16 protein-coding genes are annotated in these 19,047 nt (G+C 70.2%); 12 read left to right on the top strand and 4 right to left on the bottom strand.

The features are described from left to right. Positions 1-935 precede the first annotated feature (935 nt). Both AWQ71_RS25880 and AWQ71_RS25875 read left to right on the top strand, forming a co-directional pair. On the top strand, positions 936-1,574 hold the full coding sequence (locus AWQ71_RS25880; protein WP_218001966.1) for a PadR family transcriptional regulator: 639 nt from the start codon (positions 936-938) through the stop codon (positions 1,572-1,574). Positions 1,575-1,587: 13 nt separating this feature from the next. Then, positions 1,588-2,667 (top strand): inositol-3-phosphate synthase, encoded by a 1,080-nt coding sequence (locus AWQ71_RS25875; protein ID WP_067137599.1) that lies wholly within the window; start codon positions 1,588-1,590, stop codon positions 2,665-2,667. A 48-nt stretch (positions 2,668-2,715) separates the two neighbouring features. On the opposite strand, the gene idi is transcribed toward AWQ71_RS25875, so the two are convergent. After that, positions 2,716-3,297, bottom strand: coding sequence for an isopentenyl-diphosphate Delta-isomerase (gene idi, locus AWQ71_RS25870; protein ID WP_067137597.1), 582 nt, complete (start codon positions 3,295-3,297; stop codon positions 2,716-2,718). Positions 3,298-3,461: 164 nt separating this feature from the next. On the opposite strand from idi, the gene AWQ71_RS25865 reads away from it, so the two are divergent. Beyond that, positions 3,462-4,763, top strand: coding sequence for an MFS transporter (locus AWQ71_RS25865; RefSeq protein WP_067137713.1), 1,302 nt, complete (start codon positions 3,462-3,464; stop codon positions 4,761-4,763). Here AWQ71_RS25865 and AWQ71_RS25860 read toward each other — a convergent pair. Continuing rightward, positions 4,749-6,011, bottom strand: a complete 1,263-nt coding sequence (locus AWQ71_RS25860) for an adenosylmethionine--8-amino-7-oxononanoate transaminase (RefSeq protein WP_067137596.1) — start codon at positions 6,009-6,011, stop codon at positions 4,749-4,751. The genes AWQ71_RS25865 and AWQ71_RS25860 overlap by 15 nt on opposite strands. Positions 6,012-6,035: 24 nt before the next feature. After that, positions 6,036-7,472, bottom strand: coding sequence for a CCA tRNA nucleotidyltransferase (locus AWQ71_RS25855; RefSeq protein WP_067137594.1), 1,437 nt, complete (start codon positions 7,470-7,472; stop codon positions 6,036-6,038). Positions 7,473-7,575: 103 nt separating this feature from the next. Here AWQ71_RS25855 and AWQ71_RS25850 point away from each other — a divergent pair, with 103 nt between their 5' ends. The 8 genes from AWQ71_RS25850 to trxA all read left to right on the top strand — a co-directional run bounded on the left by AWQ71_RS25850 (position 7,576) and on the right by trxA (position 16,740). Then, positions 7,576-8,112 carry an aminoacyl-tRNA deacylase gene (locus AWQ71_RS25850; RefSeq protein ID WP_067137593.1) on the top strand — a complete coding sequence of 179 codons (537 nt, stop codon included), beginning with the start codon at positions 7,576-7,578 and terminating at the stop codon, positions 8,110-8,112. 46 nt (positions 8,113-8,158) lie between these two features. Then, positions 8,159-10,390: a DUF6049 family protein gene (locus AWQ71_RS25845; RefSeq protein WP_067137591.1), complete on the top strand. Its 2,232-nt coding sequence runs from the start codon at positions 8,159-8,161 to the stop codon at positions 10,388-10,390. Between the two features lie 58 nt (positions 10,391-10,448). Beyond that, positions 10,449-12,053 (top strand): murein biosynthesis integral membrane protein MurJ, encoded by a 1,605-nt coding sequence (gene murJ, locus AWQ71_RS25840; protein ID WP_067137589.1) that lies wholly within the window; start codon positions 10,449-10,451, stop codon positions 12,051-12,053. A gap of 235 nt (positions 12,054-12,288) precedes the next feature. Further along, positions 12,289-13,731 (top strand): protein kinase family protein, encoded by a 1,443-nt coding sequence (locus AWQ71_RS25835; RefSeq protein WP_245658457.1) that lies wholly within the window; start codon positions 12,289-12,291, stop codon positions 13,729-13,731. A gap of 8 nt (positions 13,732-13,739) precedes the next feature. Further along, entirely contained in the window at positions 13,740-14,384 is a 645-nt protein-coding gene (sigM, locus tag AWQ71_RS25830) for an RNA polymerase sigma factor SigM (RefSeq protein ID WP_084259297.1), read from the top strand. Continuing rightward, a complete protein-coding gene (locus AWQ71_RS25825) occupies positions 14,374-15,267 on the top strand; it encodes an anti-sigma factor family protein (RefSeq protein ID WP_067137584.1) in 894 nt (297 codons plus the stop codon). The genes sigM and AWQ71_RS25825 overlap by 11 nt, the downstream gene beginning before the upstream one ends. Before the next feature lie 153 nt (positions 15,268-15,420). After that, positions 15,421-16,353 carry a thioredoxin-disulfide reductase gene (gene trxB / locus AWQ71_RS25820; RefSeq protein ID WP_067137582.1) on the top strand — a complete coding sequence of 311 codons (933 nt, stop codon included), beginning with the start codon at positions 15,421-15,423 and terminating at the stop codon, positions 16,351-16,353. A 63-nt stretch (positions 16,354-16,416) separates the two neighbouring features. Then, positions 16,417-16,740, top strand: a complete 324-nt coding sequence (gene trxA, locus AWQ71_RS25815) for a thioredoxin (protein ID WP_067137580.1) — start codon at positions 16,417-16,419, stop codon at positions 16,738-16,740. Between the two features lie 115 nt (positions 16,741-16,855). Here the strand turns inward: trxA and AWQ71_RS25810 are convergent, their stop codons facing one another. After that, entirely contained in the window at positions 16,856-17,473 is a 618-nt protein-coding gene (locus AWQ71_RS25810) for a GCN5 family acetyltransferase (RefSeq protein WP_067137578.1), read from the bottom strand. Positions 17,474-17,812: 339 nt separating this feature from the next. Here AWQ71_RS25810 and AWQ71_RS25805 point away from each other — a divergent pair, with 339 nt between their 5' ends. Continuing rightward, a complete protein-coding gene (locus AWQ71_RS25805; RefSeq protein ID WP_084259296.1) occupies positions 17,813-19,045 on the top strand; it encodes an aminotransferase-like domain-containing protein in 1,233 nt (410 codons plus the stop codon). The last annotated feature ends 2 nt before the right edge of the window (positions 19,046-19,047 follow it).

The raw sequence follows: 19,047 nt of genomic DNA, 5'->3' as shown, positions 1-19,047 counted from the left end.
GACCTGCGTCCGGTCCCCACCCGGCCGGCCACCAGGGCCACCAGGGCCGCCGGGACCGCCCGGCCTCCCGGGCTGACCAGGACCGCCGGGGCCGTCCGGCCGGGGCATGTGCTGGGTGCGCTCCTGTCCGCCAGGGCCACCGGGACCGTTCCTACGCGGATCGGGTCCCGGGCGCTGTGGGGGCGGCACGGGCGACATGCCCTGCGTGTCCTCGTAGGCCGCCTCGCTGCGACGCGGGGCGCCCGGCCGTTCGCCGGGAGGTCCCTGGGGGGCACGGCCGTACTGATCACCGGGCGCGGCGTCCGCGCGACGGCGGCGCCCAGAGCGGGCTGATCCACCGGAGCCCGAGGGATCCTCGGGACGGCCGGTCGGCTCCGGTCCATAGCTGCTGTAAGTCACGCGTCCTCGTTCAGTCATCAGGGGGAATGTCGCCGGTGCGGGCCGGCGGGTGAGCGCGCCTCCTCAGGAGACCGCCCCGAACCGGCGGACCGCCGTCCGTGCCGGGAACGGGTGGGCGGTTCCTGTGGTTCCAGCCCCAACCTTGGCAGACCTGAACCACATGGACGGGGACTTCACCGCATTCCCGGGGCATCACGGGAGGGAACGGCGCGCCTTTTACCCTGGCCGCCAAGTGTTCACGCCGATCACGCTCCAGGGGCGTGATCTTGGTCACATTAGCGATATAAGGCGGGAAAAAGGGGTATCCCGCGCGACCGCGGGGAGCGCGCGATTCCATGCGGTCCCGGCGGATCGGCACGCGCGCCGTCCGCTCAGCACGCCCCGTCCCGGGCGTCCACTCTGACCGCATGTGACACAGATTACGGCTCTTTACCGGATCGCGCCCCGCCCTTGACACGTTGCACGGTATGCCAGCGCGGACGTATCCTGCGGATGTATCGGTTCGATACATCTGCGAGATACAAGGGGGTGTTCCGGTGACCGGCCCGCGTGGTGGCATGCTGGAGCTCGCCGTCCTTGGCTCGCTACACGAAACCCCCCTGCACGGGTACGAGCTGCGGAAACGGCTCAACACCCTGCTCGGGATGTTCCGTGCGTTCTCGTACGGCTCGCTGTACCCCTGCCTCAGGGCGCTGCTCAACGACGGTCTCATCACCGAAGAAGAGCCGCCGGCGGACACCGTCATCGGCCGCAGGTCGAAGATCGTGTACAAGCTGACCGCCGAGGGCAAGGAACGGCTGCACGAGCTCCTCACCCAGTCGGGCCCCTCCTCCTGGGAAGACGAGAGCTTCGGCATCCGCTTCGCCTTCTTCGGCCACACCGAGGCGGAGGTGCGCCTGCGCATCCTGGAAGGCCGCCGCAGCCGGCTGGAAGAGCGCCTGGACAGCGTCCGTACGGCTCTCGCCCGGACGAGGGAACGGCTCGACAGCTACACGCTGGAGCTCCAGCGCCACGGGCTCGAATCGGTCGAGCGCGAGGTCAGGTGGCTCAACGAGCTGATCGACTCGGAACGGCGCGGCGCCACGGCCCGCGAGGACCCGAGCACGACGACAGAGCCACCGCATGTCGTACAGGACGGAACCAAGAGGGCGGACACGCCCGAGGCAGATAAGTAAAGGAGCGAGTGCGATGGGTTCGGTACGCGTAGCCATCGTGGGCGTGGGGAACTGTGCCGCGTCACTGGTGCAGGGCGTCCACTACTACAAGGACGCCGACCCGGCCAGCCGAGTGCCGGGCCTGATGCACGTGAAGTTCGGCGACTACCACGTCGGCGACGTCGAGTTCGTCGCCGCCTTCGACGTGGACGCCAAGAAGGTCGGCCGTGACCTGTCGGAGGCGATCGTGGCCTCCGAGAACAACACCATCAAGATCTGCGACGTGCCGCCCCTCGGCGTCACCGTGCAGCGTGGGCACACCTTCGACGGTCTCGGCGAGTTCTACCGCGAGATCATCGAGGAGTCCGACGAGCAGCCGGTCGACGTGGTCCAGGCGCTCAAGGACGCGAAGGTCGACGTCCTGGTGTCCTATCTGCCCGTCGGCTCCGAGGAGGCCGACCGGTTCTACGCCCAGTGCGCGATCGACGCCAAGGTGGCCTTCGTCAACGCGCTGCCGGTCTTCATCGCGTCCGACCCGGAGTGGGCGGCCAAGTTCACCGAGGCGGGCGTGCCGATCGTCGGCGACGACATCAAATCGCAGGTGGGCGCCACCATCACGCACCGGGTGATGGCCAAGCTGTTCGAAGACCGCGGGGTCGAGCTGCTGCGCACGTACCAGCTCAACTTCGGCGGCAACATGGACTTCATGAACATGCTGGAGCGGAAGCGGCTCCAGTCCAAGAAGATCTCCAAGACCCAGTCGGTCACCTCGCAGATCCCGCACGAGATGGCCAAGGCCGACGTCCACATCGGCCCCTCGGACCACGTGCCGTGGCTCGACGACCGCAAGTGGGCCTACGTTCGCCTGGAGGGCCGCTCCTTCGGCGACACCCCGCTCAACCTGGAGTACAAGCTGGAGGTCTGGGACTCCCCCAACTCCGCCGGCATCATCATCGACGCGGTCCGCGCCGCCAAGATCGCGCTGGACCGGGGCATCGGTGGCCCGCTGCTCTCGCCGTCGTCCTACTTCATGAAGTCGCCGCCGGAGCAGTACTCCGACGACGTGGCCCACGAGGCCGTCGAGCGCTTCATCCGCGGCGAGGTCGATCGCTGACGCACCGCCCCGGCTCGTCGTGAGCCGGGGCGTCTTCGTTTGTATGGGTCACCGTACGGCGGCAGGCAGGCGGGCCGGGTCGCCGACGGGCCAGGTCAGCGGGTCGGGGCCGAGCGCCACAAGCTGCGGCACCTGCTCCCGTGCCCAGGGTGAGATGTCCAGCTCCCCGCTCATCACCGTGTCGGCGAACTGCTTCCAGGGCATCCAGCGCACCGCGTCGACCTCGTCCGGGTTAGGCGCCGGCTCCGCAGAGACGATCGCCCGGTAGACCGGGCACAGCTCGTTCTCGACCGTCCCGTTGTCCATCACCGCCCGGTACGCGAACCGGGGCAGCAGGAGGTCGACGCTCTCGACGACGAGCCCGAGCTCGTACTCCAGCCGCCTGATCACCGCCGCGGGAAGCGCCTCGCCCGGCAGCGGATGCCCGCAGCAGCTGTTCGTCCATTGCGCCGGCCAGGTCTTCTTGTGCCCGGCCCTCCGCGAGAGCAGGAGGCGCCCCTCACGGTCGAAGACGTAGCTGGAGAACGCCATGTGCAACGGAGTGTCGGTGCCGTGCACCGCGGCCTTCGGGGCCGTGCCCACGGGGTTTCCCTCGCCGTCGACCAGCACGACATGTTCGTCATTGGTCACACGACCGAGGTTACGGGGTCCGTCCCCGGAAACCTGGCGAACCGGCGGATCCGGTGACAAGCCCTTTCCCCGCCGCCGCCTCCCGGGAAGTGCCGCGCATCATCAGGGACGGGTCAGGGATGATCCGGATACGCCTGTCGGACCGCGCGCGTAGGCTGGCCGCCGTGTCCTACGTCTCAGATCTGCGCGTTGTCCTGCAGGGGCGGGACTTCAGACGGCTCTTCGGAACCCGTCTGTTGTCGCAGTTCTCCGACGGGATCTTCCAGGTCGCCGTCGCCGGCTTCGCATTCTTCAGCCCGGAGAAGCAGGCCACCGCGGCGGAGATCGCCGCCGGCATGGCCGTGCTGTTCCTGCCGTACAGCCTGCTCGGGCCGTTCGTCGGGGTGTTCATCGACCGCTGGTCGCGACGGCAGATCCTGGTCGTCGCGCCGTTCGTGCGGGGCACGCTGCTGGTCCTGACCGCGGTCCTGCTGGCCGCCGGGGCCTCGGACGTCGTCTTCTACACCGCGGCGCTCGCCGTGCTCGGCGTCAACCGCTTCTTCCTGGCCGCGCTCGGGGCCTCGCTGCCCCATGTCGTGCCGTCCGACCGACTCATGATCGCGAACGCGGTGACGCCGACGTCGGGCACCGTGCTGACCTTCGTCGGCGCGGGCGTCGGGTTCCTGCTCCGCTTCGCCATCGGCCCGGAAACCGGCGGCACCGTCGCCCTGCTCGTCGTCTCGGGCGTGGTCTTCGGGTTCAGCGCCCTGATCGCGCGCACCATGCCGCGTGAGCTGCTCGGCCCGGCGTACGATCCGGACCGGCCGCGGGCGAGCGAGATGATCCGGGACGTGCTGGCCGGGCTCCTGAACGGCGCGCGGCACATCCTGGCCCGTCGCCCCGCGGCGGCCGCGCTCGGCGCCATGGCCACCCACCGCCTGCTGTACGGCCTGTCCATCGCGCTGGTGGTCATGCTCTACCGGTACTACTTCACGACCGACGCCGAGGTGGCGCTCAAGGGGATCACGCTGGTGGTGGCGACCTCGGGCGCGGGCTTCTTCGTCGCCGCACTGATCACGCCATGGGGCAGCCAGCGGTTCGGCATCGAGAACTGGGTCCCGATGATGCTCGCGAGCTGCGGGGTGCTGGAGCTGGTGCTCTGCCTGCCGTTCCACCAGTGGGGGTTCCTCATCGGCGGATTCGTGCTCGGTGTGGGCGGCCAGAGCGTCAAGATCTGCGCCGACACGGTCGTGCAGCGGGACGTCGACGACGTCTATCTCGGCCGGGTGTTCTCGATCTACGACATGCTCTTCAACGCCACGACCGTGCTCGGCGCGTTGATCGCGGCGACGATTCTCCCGCCGAACGGCAAGTCCTACGCCGCGCTCTGCGTCATCGCCGGCGCGTATGTGCTGGGAGCGCTGGGATACCGCCTGCTCGTCCCCTCGCACCGCCCCGCCGCGCTCGAGACGTCAAAGAACGCCTGAGGCGGCCACCATGGCGGCGGCGATCCGGTCCACATCCTCCGGCGTACAGGCGTACGGCGGCATCGCGTAGATCAGGGTGCCGAAGGGGCGGAGCCAGACGCCCTGCGCCATCACGATGTCCTGAATTTTCGCGACATCGACGGGGCGGTGGGTCTCGATCACACCGATCGCGCCCAGCACCCGTACGTCCTTCACGCCGGGGGCGTCGCGGGCCTCCGCCAGGCCCGCGGCGAGCCCCGCCTCGATCTGGGCCACCTCGGCCCGCCAGGGCCGCTCCGCCAGCAGATCGAGCGAGGCGTTCGCGACGGCGGCGGCGAGCGGGTTCCCCATGAAGGTGGGGCCGTGCATCAGCACGCCCACGCGCTCGGCCACCCGCTCCGTACAGAGAGTGGCCGCCAGCGAGAGATAGCCGCCGGTCAGCGCCTTGCCCACGCACATGATGTCGGGCCGGATCCCGGCGTGGTCGCAGCCGAACAGCTCCCCGGTGCGGCCGAACCCGGTGGCGATCTCGTCGGCGATCAGCAGCACGTCGTGTTCGTCGGCCAGCTCGCGCAGCCGCCGCAGGCAGGCCGGGTGGTAGAAGCGCATCCCGCCCGCCCCCTGCACCACCGGCTCCACGATGATCGCGGCCAGCTCGTCCGCGTGCGCCGCGACGAGGGCCGACAGCTCGTCCAGGTACGCCGCCAGCCGCGGATCGTCGTAGGCCGGCCCGTACGCGGGCGGACGGGGCGCGAAGACGTGGCGCGGCAGGACCCCGGAGAAGAGGTGGTGCATCCCGTTGACGGGGTCGCACACCGACATGGCGCCGAACGTGTCGCCGTGGTAGCCGCCGCGCACGGTCAGCAGCGTCGAGCGGCCCCGGTGCCCGGCGTCGTGCTGGATCGCCATCTTGATCGCAGCCTCCACGGCCACCGACCCCGAGTCGACGAGAAACACCCGGTCCATGCCGGTCATCCCGGCGAGCGTCCGGGCCAGCCGTACGGCCGGCTCGTGGGTGAGGCCGCCGAACATGACGTGCGCCATGTCGTCGAGCTGGGCGCGGAGCGCCTCGTTCAGCCGCGGGTGGTTGTACCCGTGAACGGCCGCCCACCAGGACGACATGCCGTCGACGAGCTCCCGCCCGTCGGCGAGCGTCAGCCGGACGCCCTCCGCCCGGCGCACCACGTGCGCCGGGACGCCCGCCGGCACGGCGGCGTAGGGATGCCACACGTGCCGCAGGTCCAGCCGCAGGATCTCGTCGGCGTCCACGCCCTCACCCTAGAGGTGGCCCGATCAGGGCAGGACGTTCTCCGCCCGCGCCCAGGCGAGCAGTTCCTCGCGCGCCGCCTCCTTGCCGATCACGCCCTGGTCCATGCGCACCTCCAGCATGTGCTTGTACGCGCGGCCGACGACCGGGCCCGGGGACACGCCGAGGATCTCCTGGATCTCGTTCCCGTCGAGCTCGGGCCGGATCTTGGACAGCTCCTCCTCATCGGCCAGCCGCGCGATGCGCACCTCAAGCTGGTCGTACGTCCGGGACAGCGCGGCCGCCTTGCGCTTGTTGCGCGTGGTGCAGTCGGCGCGGGTGAGCTTGTGCAGACGGTCGAGCAGGTGGCCCGCGTCGCGCACGTACCGCCGGACGGCGCTGTCGGTCCACTCGCCGGTGCCGTACCCGTGGAAGCGCAGGTGCAGCTCCACCAGCTGCGACACGTCCGACACGACATCCTTGGGGAAGCGCAGCTCCGCCAGCCGCTTCTTGGCCATCTGGGCGCCGACGACCTCGTGGTGGTGGAAGGAGACCCGGCCTCCGGACTCGTTCCTGCGGGTCTTGGGCTTGCCCACGTCGTGGAGGAGCGCGGCCCAGCGCAGCACCCGGTCCGGGCCGGGATCCTCCAGCGCGATCGCCTGCTCCAGGACGATCAGCGTGTGCTCGTAGACGTCCTTGTGCCGGTGGTGCTCGTCGATCTCCAGGCGGAGCTTGGGCAGCTCGGGCAGGACGTGCGCGGCCAGCCCGGTCTCCACGAGCAGCGACAGGCCCTCGCGCGGCTGCCCGCCGCAGACGAGCTTGTCCAGCTCGTCGCGGATGCGCTCCGCGGAGACGATCTCGATCCGCCCGGCCATCGCGGTCATGGCCTCGACGGCCTTCGGATCGACGGCGAACCCGAGCTGCGAGGCGAACCGCGCCGCGCGCAGCATCCGCAGCGGGTCGTCGTCGAAGGACTGCTCCGGCGTGGCCGGCGTCCGCAGCACCTTGGCCATCAGGTCGGAGAGCCCGCCGTGCGGGTCCACGAACTCGTGGCCGGGCAGCCGCACCGCCATCGCGTTGACGGCGAAGTCCCGCCGGGCGAGGTCGCCCTCCAGCGTGTCGCCGTACGAGACCTCGGGCTTGCGCGAGGTCCGGTCGTATGACTCGTCGCGATAGGTGGTGATCTCCAGCATCCAGCCGCCCTTGCGGACGCCGATGGTGCCGAAGTCGATGCCGATGGTCCAGACGGCGTCCGCCCAGTCCTTGACGATCTCCAGTACCTGTTCGGGCCTGGCGTCCGTGGTCATGTCGAGGTCGTTCCCGATCCGGCTGAGGAAGACGTCACGAACGGACCCTCCGACGAGGGCCAGCTCGTGGCCGCGCGCGGCGAACATCTCGCCGATCTCGTCGGCGACCGGAGCGATCCGCCGGAAAAGGTCGTCCACGGAGCGTTTCTGAATATCGCTCAGATTTGAAACGGACAAGGCTGGGTACGTCCTTCGGTCACGGAACAGGTTTCCCCCGACACGCTGCGATCACCTCTTACGGCCGTGCCGGGGGCTCTGGGACGAGGCAAGGAGCAATGAGATGAAGGACGCTCTCGCCATCCACCGCTGGCTCCTCGCCCACCAGATCCACCATGAGATCGTACGTCTTCCTCGCCCCTTGACATGCGCCGACGAGTTGCCCGAGATCCTCGACGCCCCCGCCGCGCGCTGCGTCTGCGTCACCGTTTTCGACGCCGTGACGCGCGGGGTGGCCGAGCCGGTGGCCGTGGTCGGCGCCGTCGGGGCGGCGCCCACGCCCTCCGCGGTGGCGGCCCTGCTCGGGGCCGACCGCGTCTCGGCCGCCTCGGCCTTCCTGGTGAACTCGGTGACCGACTACGCCGCGGGGCTCGTCTGCCCGCTGCTGCTCCCCGACGGCCTGACGGTCCTCGTCGACCGGCGACTCGCCGACGGCGTCCATCCTGACGAATCCGTCTACACCGTCACGGGCGAACGCCGCACCGCGCTGCGAATCCGTGCCCGGCACCTCTTCTCGCTGGTGGCGGGCGACTCGGCGGACCTCGCGACGCCCCGGCCGCGCGCTCTGACGACCCTGGGAAGCCCAATGAGGACGGCTTAGGCCATACCATTCTGGGCGTGCGCCGATCCTCACACCTGGCCCGCACGTGATTCGTAAGGCCGCTCCGCTGATCCTGCTGTCCGCCCTGCTCGCCCCGACGAGCATGGCCGGTACGGCTGTCGCGGGCACGGCGGCGACGAGCGTCGTACCGGCCAGGGCGACGGCCGAGACCTCGGCGAAGGCGCGAGCGGTGGACCCGCTCGTCCTGGAGCAGATCAGCTCAGGAGTGCTGCGCGATCAGGCGGCGCCCGTCACGATCTCCGGCGTGGTCACCGGCACGCCGTCGGCCCCGGTCCGGGTCCGCGTCCACTGGGGCCAGCCGTTCCAGTCGCGGGAGCAGATGGCGGCCTTCGCGGCCGGCCAGGGCTACCCCACACCGTCCTACAGCACCAAGGTGCAGGCCACGCCGCTCGACGGCTCGGGCAAGCTGCGGTTCGAGTTCGCCCTGACGCCGCGCGATCTCGGCATGTCGCGCCTGGGCGTCTATCCCCTGGCCATCGAGGTGCAGGACGCCGTCACCCTCCAGCCGATCGAGATCGAGCGCACCTTCCTGACGTACGTGCCGCCCGAGCAGCCCGTGCCCAAGGTGAAGCTCGCCCTCGCGATGCCGATCGTGGACCGGCCGCACCGGGCGGGCGACTCCGACTTCATGGACGACGACCTGCGCGCGTCGGTCTCCACCGGCCGCCTCGCGTCGCTGCTCGACCTCGTGCAGAAGAGCGGGCGCACGGTGACCTGGTTCGTCGATCCCGCGCTGCTCGACGACGCCCGTCGCACCGCCACCGGCGAATACACGGTCAGGACCGCGAGCGGGGGTGCGAAGAAGGCCGCCGACCCCGGCGCCCGCCGCTGGCTCGACGGCCTGAACGCCGCGCTCGGCAGCCGGCCCGTGGTGGCCACGCCGTACGCGGATCCGGACGTGACCGCGCTGGTCCACGCCGGGCTGGACACGCCGACGCAGGACGCGGTGAAGCGGGGCGCCGAGGTCGCGGGCGACGTGCTCGGCCGTGAGATCTCGACCGCGACCGCCTGGCCGGTCGGCGGCGCCCTGGACCGCGACGGCCTGGACGAGCTGGCGTCCTCAGGGGTACACACCCTCCTGATGTCCGGCGCGACTCTGCCGCCGGATCCGCAGATCACCATGACCCCGGACGCGGCCACGACGGTGGACACCGTCTCCGGACCGGTCACCGCGCTGCTCTCCGATCCCACACTGAGCGAGGCGCTCAGCACGGACACCTCCCTGCCGGGGGCCGGCCTGCTCGCGCGGCAGCGCTTCCTCGCCGAGACCGCGATGATCGCGCTCGAGCAGCCGCAGCAGGCCACGCAGGGCGGGGTCGGGCAGCAGTCGGGGGCGGTTCAGCGACAGCAGCAGGTCGCGCCGCAGGGTCAGCCGGTCAGGACCGTGATCGCGGCGCCGACGACACGCCTGTGGAACCCCGATCCCGAGTTCGTGTCCGGTCTGATCAAGGCCGCCTCGTCGGCCCCGTGGCTGCAGCTGACCACGCTCAACTCGATCCGGCCGGGGAAGACGCAGGTGCCGCGGTCCGACCTCGTCTACACCGACCAGGACCGCGGGGCCGAGCTGCCCCGGACCTATCTCGGCGGCGTGAAGAAGCTCGCCCGTGAGGCGGACATCGCCGAGGCGGTGGCCACCGAACCGCAGAACCTGTTCGGCGACGCCGTGCTCCGGCTCGCCTCGGCGTCCTGGCGGGGCGACGCGAAGCGGGTGGCCGGCTTCGTCAAGCAGGTGCGCACGTCCATCGACCAGCGGATGGCCCTGGTGTCGGTCATCGACACGCCCCGAGCGCTCGCGGGCACCAACGGGCAGGTCCCGGTCAGCGTGGACAACTCGCTGTCCGAGAGGATCTCGCTCAAGATCAGGGTGACGTCCGACGACAGGTCCCGCCTCGCGATCGACGCCCGCGGAGGGGTCTACGAGACCGAGCAGCTCACCATTCTCGACAACCGCAGCCAACTGGTGAACGTCCCGGTGACCGTGCACGGCAACGGCGGGGACAGCACGATCGCCGTGCAGCTCCTCACCGCGGACGGCCGGCCGTACGGCAAGCAGGTCCACGTGATGGTCCGCGCCACCGGGTACACCGGCATCGCCCTCGTCATCGTCGGCGCCGCTCTCGCGATCATGCTGGCGGCCGTGGTCATGCGCGTCCTGCGACGCCGGTCCGGCAAGTCGCTTCCCCGGGGCGCCCAGGCTTCCTCCGGCCAGGCCGCCGAGCAGCCGCCCGTGGCCGCCGACCAGGGAGACAAATCGTGAGCGAGCGGATCGACGCCCCCGGCGACCGCGGTCCCGAGCCACCGGGTGAGGGACGGGCATGAGCAGGATGCTGCGCGCGAGCGCGATCATGATGGCCGGGACGATGGTGTCCCGGCTCACCGGCTTCCTGCGGACCGCGGTGATCGCCGCGGCCATCGGCACATGGGCCCTCGGGGACGCCTACAACGCCGCCTACCAGATCCCGTACATCCTGTTCGACCTGCTCATCGGCGGCGTGCTGAGCAGCGTGATCGTGCCGCTGATCGTTCGCGCACAGAAGCAGGACGCCGACTCGGGCGAGGCGTTCGAGCAGCGGCTGATGACCCTCGCCATCCTCATCCTCACGGCGATCGCCGTGCTGGGCGTGGTCCTGGCCGGGCCGCTCATGCAGCTCTACACGGCCGACAACTGGACGCCACGCAAGGTCGAGATCGCCACCACGCTGGCGATGCTGATCCTGCCGCAGATCGCGTTCTTCGGGATCGGCGCGCTGGCCGGCGCCATCCTCAACACCCGGGACAGGTTCGCCGCCCCGATGTGGGCGCCGGTGCTGAACAACATCGTGGTCATCGGGGTCGGCATCACCTACATCGTCGTCGGCGGCGCCTCGGCGAACATCGAGGAGGTCACCGACCGCGACCTGGTGCTCCTCGGCGCGGGGACGACGGCGGGCATCGTGGCGCAGGCGATCATCCTGATCATCGCGCTGCACCGGGCCGGGTTCCGGTTCCGCCCCCGCTTCGGGCTGCGCGGCACCGGGCTCGGCGAGGCCGCCAAGACGGCGAGCTGGACCTTCGTCTACGTCGGCATCACCCAGCTCGGCTTCCTGGTCACCACGAAGCTCGCCACCGGCGCGGGCGAGCGGGCTCCGGGCGCGGGCAACAGCGCCTACGCCTACGCCTTCCAGCTCTTCCAGCTCCCGTACGGCATCATCGCGGTGTCGGTGATCACGGCCATGCTGCCCCGGATGAGCCGGTACGTCACGGACGGCGAGTTCGACTCGGCGCGCGGCGAGTTCGGGTCGGCGGTGCGGCTCATCTCGGCGGTCATCGTGCCGGCCGGGCTGCTGCTCATGGTGCTCGGCCCCGCGGTGACGACCCTGATCTTCTCCTGGGGCCGGATGACCGGGGGCAACGCGCTCTACATCGGCAACGTGCTGCAGGTCTTCGGGCTGGCGCTGGTGCCGTTCTCGATCTTCCAGCTCCTGCTGCGGGTGTTCTACAGCTTCGGCGACACGAGGACGCCCACGATCCTCGGCGCTGTGAACGTCGCGATCAACGCGGCGCTCAGCCTCGTCGCGTACTTGGTGCTCCCGCCGCGCTACATCGTGATCGGGCTGGCGTTCTCCTTCATGATCGCGTACGTGCTGGGCACCGGAGTGGCGTGGACGCTGGCCAGCCGCAAGGTCGGCGGCCTCGGCGGCCGCGACGTGGTCGCGGGGCTCTCGCAGATGTACTTCGCGGCGATCCCGGCCGCGCTGGTCGCGCTGGTCGCGCTGTGGCTGACCCGGCAGTTCGCCGACATCACCGCCCTCACCTCGGCAATCGTGCTGGCGGTCGGCGGCGGGCTGGGTCTGGTGCTTTACCTCGCCACGGCGCACAAGATGCGGATCCCGGAGGTCAGCTCCATCATTGGAATGGTCGCGGGACGGGTAAGGCGCTAGGGAACGCCTGCCGCGTGCCAGCCGTGCCCCAAGGGGAAGGCGGGCAGGACCAGTACGGCACTAGCATGGTGCGCCAAAAGAGTTCGACCGGCGAGCGGAAGCGAGATGGCGTGGGCAGATCCACCCGGCATCGTCCAATGCGTGCCGGTCGGCGGTGGGGTAAGGCGGCCTGATGAGTATGTCCACGGTCGAACCGGGGTCTCATCTGGCCGATCGGTTCCGGCTTGAAGACCGCGTGAGCGAGTCCAACGGCGTCACCCTCTGGAAGGCCATCGACGAGATCCTGGCCCGCCCGGTCGCCGTACACACCTTCGCCCCCGAGTTCGACCGGGTGAACGAGGTCGTGCTGGCCGCACGCGCGGCGAGCCGCCTCACCGACCCCCGCCTGACCCAGGTGTTCGACGCGGCCGACGAGGACGGCACCGCGTACGTCGTGAGCGAGTGGGTGAGCGGCGACTCGCTCGCCGACCTGCTCTCGGCCGGCGGGCTGGAGCCCGAGCGCGGCGCCTCGCTGGTCGCGGAGGCGGCCGAGGCGCTGGCGCACGCGCACGAGGCGGGGTTGACCCATCTGCAGCTCACGCCCGCCCGGCTGATGTGGACCTCCAGCGGCACGGTCAAGCTGCTCGGCCTCGCCGTGGACGCCGCGATCGTCGGCCTGACCAGCGACGACCCGGCCCGGGACGACGCCGAGGGCCTCGGCCGGCTGCTGTACGCCGCGTTGACCGGCCATTGGCCGAGCGACGAGGACACCGGTCTCCCCCCGGCGCCCATGGACGACGACAAGGTGTGCACCCCGCGCCAGGTCACCGCGGGTGTGCCGGGCTACCTGGACACCATCACCTGCCGAGCGCTGCTGCCGGAGAGCCGGCGCGGGCTGGCTCCGCTGTCCACCCCGGCGGAGGTCGCCGAGGCCCTCTCGGAGGTGCCGCGCCCCGCCCCCGCCCCGGTGGGCTCGGTTCCTCCGGCGGTGCTGCCGTCCGAGGCGCCGGACACGCTCACCTCGCGGCCGCCCACCATGCCGCCCGCTCCCCCGATGGCGCACAACACGAACCCCGGCATGCGCCCTCCCTCATCGTCGGGGACGCTCAGCCGGGTCCTGGTCGCCGTCCTGGTGATCGCGGTCATGCTGGTGGTCGGGCTCGGCGCCTGGACGGTGGGCCGCAGCCTCGGGAACAACCCGGTCGCCACACCCACGCCGACCGAGGCGCCGACGGCCACGCCTTCGCCGGTGGTCGTCAAGCCGGGCAGCGCGGTCGGGTTCGACCCGCTCGGGGACGACCAGGAGGAGAACCCTCAGCTCTCCCACTTCGCCATTGACGGCAAGCCGTCCACCGACTGGCACACCACGAGCTACAACAGCGCGGACTTCGGCCGGTTGAAGGAGGGTGTCGGGCTCATCCTCGACATGAACCAGCCGGTCGCGATCTCCGACGTCATGGTGACGCTGGCGAACACGCCCGGCGCGTCCGTGCAGCTCAAGGTCGGGAACGCCGCCGACCTGAGCGTGCTGAAGACCGTGGCCGAGGTCAAGAACGTCTCCGGGACGGTCACCCTCACACCCGGCAAGCCGGTCACAGGTCAATACGTTTTGATCTGGTTCACCCGGCTTCCGCCCCATGAGGGTAGGTATCGTGGCACCATCTATGAGGTAATCGTGCATTCCCCCGGATCGGCATAGCAGGCCAAGTGAACTCCCCACCTGAGAACCCTCCCCCGGCTGAGCACGCTGCCCGGTCGGCGGTGAGCGATGCCGACCTCCTCAGCCGCCACATCAACGGCGATCCGCACGCGTTCAGTGAGATCGTCAAGCGCCACCGGGACCGCATGTGGGCCGTCGCCCTGCGGACCCTCGGCGACCCGGACGAGGCGGCTGACGCCGTGCAGGACGCGTTCGTGTCCGCCTACCGCAAGGCGGAGAGCTTCCGCGGCGAGGCCGCGGTCACGACGTGGCTGCACCGCATCGTGGTGAACGCCTGCCTCGACAGGATGCGGCGCAAGTCGGTACGGCCGGTGGCCGACGACGAGCTGATCGAGGCCGCCGAGCGGGACGCGCCCATGGCCGATCAGGCCAGTGAGCGCGAGGTGTCGATGGACGTCTCGTCCGCGCTCAAGATGCTGCCCGCCGACCAGCGGGCGGCCCTGGTCCTGGTCGACATGATGGGCTATTCGGTAGAGGACGCGGCCGGGGTGCTCGGCGTCCCCGCCGGCACCGTGAAGAGCCGCTGCGCGCGTGGACGCGCCAAACTTGCCCCGATTCTTTCGCATCTGCGGAACCGATCGGGGCGCGCCCGCGTCTCATCCGCGAAGGGAGCAGAACTTCGTGACGGGTGATACGCACTACGACCTGGAGATCCTCGCCGAATTGGCGGAGGGACTCCTCGACGACGCCACGGCACGGCGGGTCCGCGGGCATCTCGCGGTCTGCGATCCCTGCGGGGAGAGCCTTGCCGACCTGGCGGCGGTTCGGGAGGTGCTGGCCGCGGTCCCGGTGCCGGCGATGCCGTTGGGTGTCGCCATGCGCATCGATCGCGCGCTGGCCGCCGAAGCGTCCCGCGACGTGGAGAGCACAGGCGACCTCGGCGACCGGGGACTCCGCCTCGTGGAGACCCCCGACTGGGGCCGGATCATGCGGGACGCTCCGTGGGAGACCGCGGCGCCCAAGGAGGAGGACGCGCCCGCCGTGGCCTCCCTCGGCGTGGTCGCGGACGACGGCACCGTCGTCCCGGTCGTCCCCAGGAAGCAACGACGCATGTGGCGGATGCCCGCCGTGGCGGCGGCCGCGGCCGCGGTCGTCATCGGCGGCACCGGAGTGGCCACGACCATGCTGTCCGCCCAGGGTGGCTCGGCGCCGTCCAGGATCCACATCGCCAAACCAACCGGGACGCCCTCGACCGACACGTCGGTCCTGGCCTACACGGTCTCCAAGAGCGACCACAACTACACGAACCGGGAGCTGAGCGGCTCGCTGCTTGAGTACTTCGGTCCCGCCCCCGCGTTCGGAACCAACGACAACGAGTCGCTCGACAAGTGCGTCAAGCGGTTCTCCGACCAGCTCGACCGCCAGCCCATCGGGGTGGACAAGGCGTTCTACAACGGCAACGAGGCCACGATCATGGCCTTCTGGGAGGACCAGAACATCAACGCGGTCCGCGTGGTGGTGGTCGACTCCTCCTGCAAGAGCCTCCGTTCCGATGGCCTCGCCACCTGGAAGTGACCCACCGTACAGACGATCTCCGGCAGCCCTCCGCCACCACGGCGGAGGGCTGCCTTCGTTAACGGCCCGGAGCGGCGGAAAGGACTGAGGGGAATCCCGGACGCCTAGGATCTGTTGACGCGACTGGCATCACCCGGAGCGAAAGGCAGACCGTTGAGCGACGTCCGTAACGTGATCATCATCGGGTCGGGGCCCGCCGGCTACACGGCGGCCGTCTACTCGGCCCGCGCGGAGCTGAAGCCCCTGGTGTTCGAGGGGTCGGTGACCGCGGGCGGCGCCCTCATGAACACCACCGACGTGGAGAACTTCCCCGGCTTCCCCGACGGCATCATGGGACCCGATCTCATGGACAACCTGCGCAAGCAGGCCGAGCGGTTCGGGGCCGAGCTGGTCGCCGACGACGTGGTCGAGGTCGACCTGAACGCCAACCCGAAGGTCGTCAAGACCCACTCCGGCACCTTCTACGCGAAGGCCGTCATCCTCGCCACCGGGTCGGGCTACCGGGAGCTGGGCCTGGAGAACGAGAAGCGGCTGTCCGGCCACGGCGTCTCCTGGTGCGCCACCTGCGACGGCTTCTTCTTCCGCGGTCAGGACATCATCGTGGTCGGCGGCGGCGACACCGCGATGGAGGAGGCTCTCTTCCTCACCCGCTTCGGGTCGTCCGTGACCGTCATCCACCGTCGCGACGAGCTGCGCGCCAGCAAGATCATGCAGGAGCGGGCGTTCGCCAACGACAAGATCCGGTTCGTCTGGGACAGCGAGGTCGTCGACGTGGTCGGCGAGAACAAGGTCACCGCCGTGCGGATCCGCAACCGCAAGACCGGCGAGGAGACCGAGATCCCCGCGGGCGGCCTGTTCGTCGCGATCGGCCACGACCCGCGCACCGAGCTGTTCAAGGGCCAGGTGAACCTGGATGCCGAGGGGTACCTCCAGGTCGAGGCGCCGAGCACTCGCACCAACATCGAGGGTGTCTTCGCGGCGGGCGACGTTGTGGACCACACCTACCGCCAGGCGATCACCGCCGCGGGCACGGGCTGCGCCGCCTCCATCGACGCCGAGCGCTGGCTCGCCCACCAGAACAGCTGACCCGGGGAATGCGGGGCCGGTCCCCGCGGTTGAACCCTCCACACCGAGCAAGGGGAGAGAACATTGGGCGCCATCAAGAGCGTGACCGACGCCACCTTCGGAGCCGAAGTCCTCAAGAGCGACAAGCCCGTCCTCGTCGACTTCTGGGCTGAGTGGTGCGGTCCGTGCCGCCAGGTCGCGCCGATCCTGGAGGAGATCGCGGCCGAGAACGCCGAGCGGCTGACCATCGTCAAGCTGAACATCGACGAGAACCCCGCCACTCCTCGGGACTACGGCGTACTCCAGATCCCGACGATGAACGTCTACAAGGATGGAGAGGTCGTGAAGCAGATCATCGGCGCCAAGCCGAAGGCGATGCTGCTTCGCGAGCTCGAGGGCATCATCTGACACCGGTTGGTGCCCGACCGCCTTCCCGGCGGCACCCACCCACAGCGAAGCCCCCTCGCCGTCCGCGGCGCAGGGGGCTTCCGCTTCTCCGCCCACGGGGGGCGCTGAGATCGTCTTAGACCGGGCGAAGCGCCCGCTCCGGACTCATGGAGCCCAGCAGCCTCTCCAGGGCCACCTCGACGTCCTCGCGCCACGAGACGGCCGACTTCAGCTCCAGGCGGAGCCGGGGAAACCTCAGATGCGGGCGTACCGTCTTAAACCCTACGGAGAGCAGGTACTCGGCGGGCACCATGCAGCTCGGCTGCTCCCACTTCAGGTCGCCGAACGCCTCGATCGCCCGGACGCCGCGCCGGGTGAGGTCCTTGGCGACGCCCTGCACGAGCATCCGGCCCAGGCCGCCCCCCGAGAACTCCGGGATGATGTGCGCCGTCATCAGCAGCACCGCGTCCGAGCTGACCGGCGATGTAGGGAACGCCACCGAGCGCGGCACGTACAGCGGCGGCGCGTACAGCACGAAGCCCGCCGCGACCCCGTCGACGTACGCGATTTTGCCGCAGCTCCCCCACTCCAGCAGGGTGGCGGAGATCCACGCCTCCTTCTCCAGGCCCGGGTCGCCCGCCTGCACCGCGCGCTCGCCGCTCATCGGGTCGAGCTCCCAGAAGACGCAGCGTCGGCATCGCCTCGGCAGATCGTCCAGATTGTCCAAAGTGACGTTGGCCAGCCGACGCGACACGTGTTGCCCCAATCCCCGAGAGGAGTACATGAGCCCCCGAAAACGCCGCCGGATGTGTGGAAAACCACACGGCCATCGCGCCTTCCGCTGGCATCGTAACTCAGCGAACCCGCTCGGTCGCCGTACTGGGACGCCTTCCGGAGGGCCACCTCCGGGGTCGCACCGCGTCATCGGCCGGCAGCCCGGCGGCGATCAAACCGCGGCGCTGCCGTAGTCTGGTTTCTCGGCTATGAACGGAGGTGGACCGTGACGCACGAGCTCGATCACGGTCGGACGACCGCGCCCCAAGGGTCGCGAATTGACGCCTATGTCGATCGGTACGCCGCACGAGCTACCGGGATGGTCGCCTCCGAGGTTCGAGCTCTCTTCGCCGTCGCGTCGAGGCCCGAGGTGGTCTCGCTCGCCGGCGGCATGCCGTACGTCACCGCCCTCCCCCTCGACGTGGTCGGCGAGCTGGTCGCCGACCTGGTCGCCCGGCGCGGCCCGGTCGCGCTGCAGTACGGCTCCGGCCAGGGAGACCCCGATCTGCGTGAGCAGATCTGCGAGGTCATGCGCCTGGAGGGCATCGAGGCCGGGGCGGACGACGTCGTCGTCACCGTGGGCTCCCAGCAGGCCCTCGACCTGATCACCCGGATCTTCATCGACCCGGGCGACGTGGTTCTCGCCGAGGGCCCCTCCTACGTCGGAGCGCTCGGCACGTTCAGCGCGTACCAGGCGAACGTCATCCACGTCGCGATGGACGACCAGGGCCTCATCCCCGAGTCACTCGCGCAGACGATCTACGCGCTGCACACCGCCGGCCGGCGGGTCAAGTTCCTCTACACCATCCCCACCTTCCAGAACCCGGCGGGCGTCACCCTCAACGAGGTCCGCCGCCGGCAGGTGCTGGAGATCTGCCAGCGGGCCGGCGTCCTGGTCGTCGAGGACAATCCGTACGGGCTGCTCGGGTTCGACAGCGAGCCGTATCGCGCGCTGCGCGCCGACGACCCCGACGGGGTGGTCTACCTCGGCTCGTTCTCCAAGACCCTCGCCCCCGGTTTCCGGGTGGGCTGGGCGCTCGCACCGCACGCGATCCGCGAGAAGCTGGTCCTCGCGATGGAGTCGGCGGTGTTGTCACACTCGACCTTCACCCAACTCGCCGTCGGGCAGTACCTCGCCACCCAGCCGTGGCGCGAGCAGATCAAATCCTTCCGAGAGTTGTACCGGGAACGGCGCAACGCCCTTCTCGGCGCACTTGAGGTGCTGATGCCCGCCGGTTGCTCGTGGACCCGTCCCGCCGGCGGGTTCTTCGTGTGGATGACCCTCCCCGAGGGGCTCAACTCCAAGGCGATCCTGCCGCGCGCGGTGGCCGAGCGTGTCGCGTTCGTCCCCGGCACCGGCTTCTACGCCGACGGCGGCGGCGCGCAGCACATGCGGCTCTCCTACTGCTACCCCAAGCCGGAGCGCATCCGCGAGGGCGTGCGCCGGCTCGCCGGGGTGATCGAACAGGAGCTGCAGCTGCGCGACACCTTCGGCACCGGCTCCGCGCCGGACCACCCCGGAGTCGACACGCCGGGTCCCGACCTCGCCTGAGG

The organism is Microtetraspora malaysiensis, from assembly GCF_001528665.1.
Lineage (GTDB): Bacteria > Actinomycetota > Actinomycetes > Streptosporangiales > Streptosporangiaceae > Microtetraspora_A > Microtetraspora_A malaysiensis.
Note: the sequence above shows the minus strand (reverse complement) of the source record. Positions and strands in the feature narration are given on the sequence as shown.

Excerpts from the sequence above, each read along its gene's own strand:
- murJ (WP_067137589.1), top strand. The coding sequence starts at position 10,449 with ATGAGCAGGATGCTGCGCGCGAGCGCGATCATGATGGCCGGGACGATG.
- AWQ71_RS25850 (WP_067137593.1), top strand. The coding sequence starts at position 7,576 with ATGAAGGACGCTCTCGCCATCCACCGCTGGCTCCTCGCCCACCAGATC.
- AWQ71_RS25805 (WP_084259296.1), top strand. The coding sequence starts at position 17,813 with ATGGTCGCCTCCGAGGTTCGAGCTCTCTTCGCCGTCGCGTCGAGGCCC.
- AWQ71_RS25875 (WP_067137599.1), top strand. The coding sequence starts at position 1,588 with ATGGGTTCGGTACGCGTAGCCATCGTGGGCGTGGGGAACTGTGCCGCG.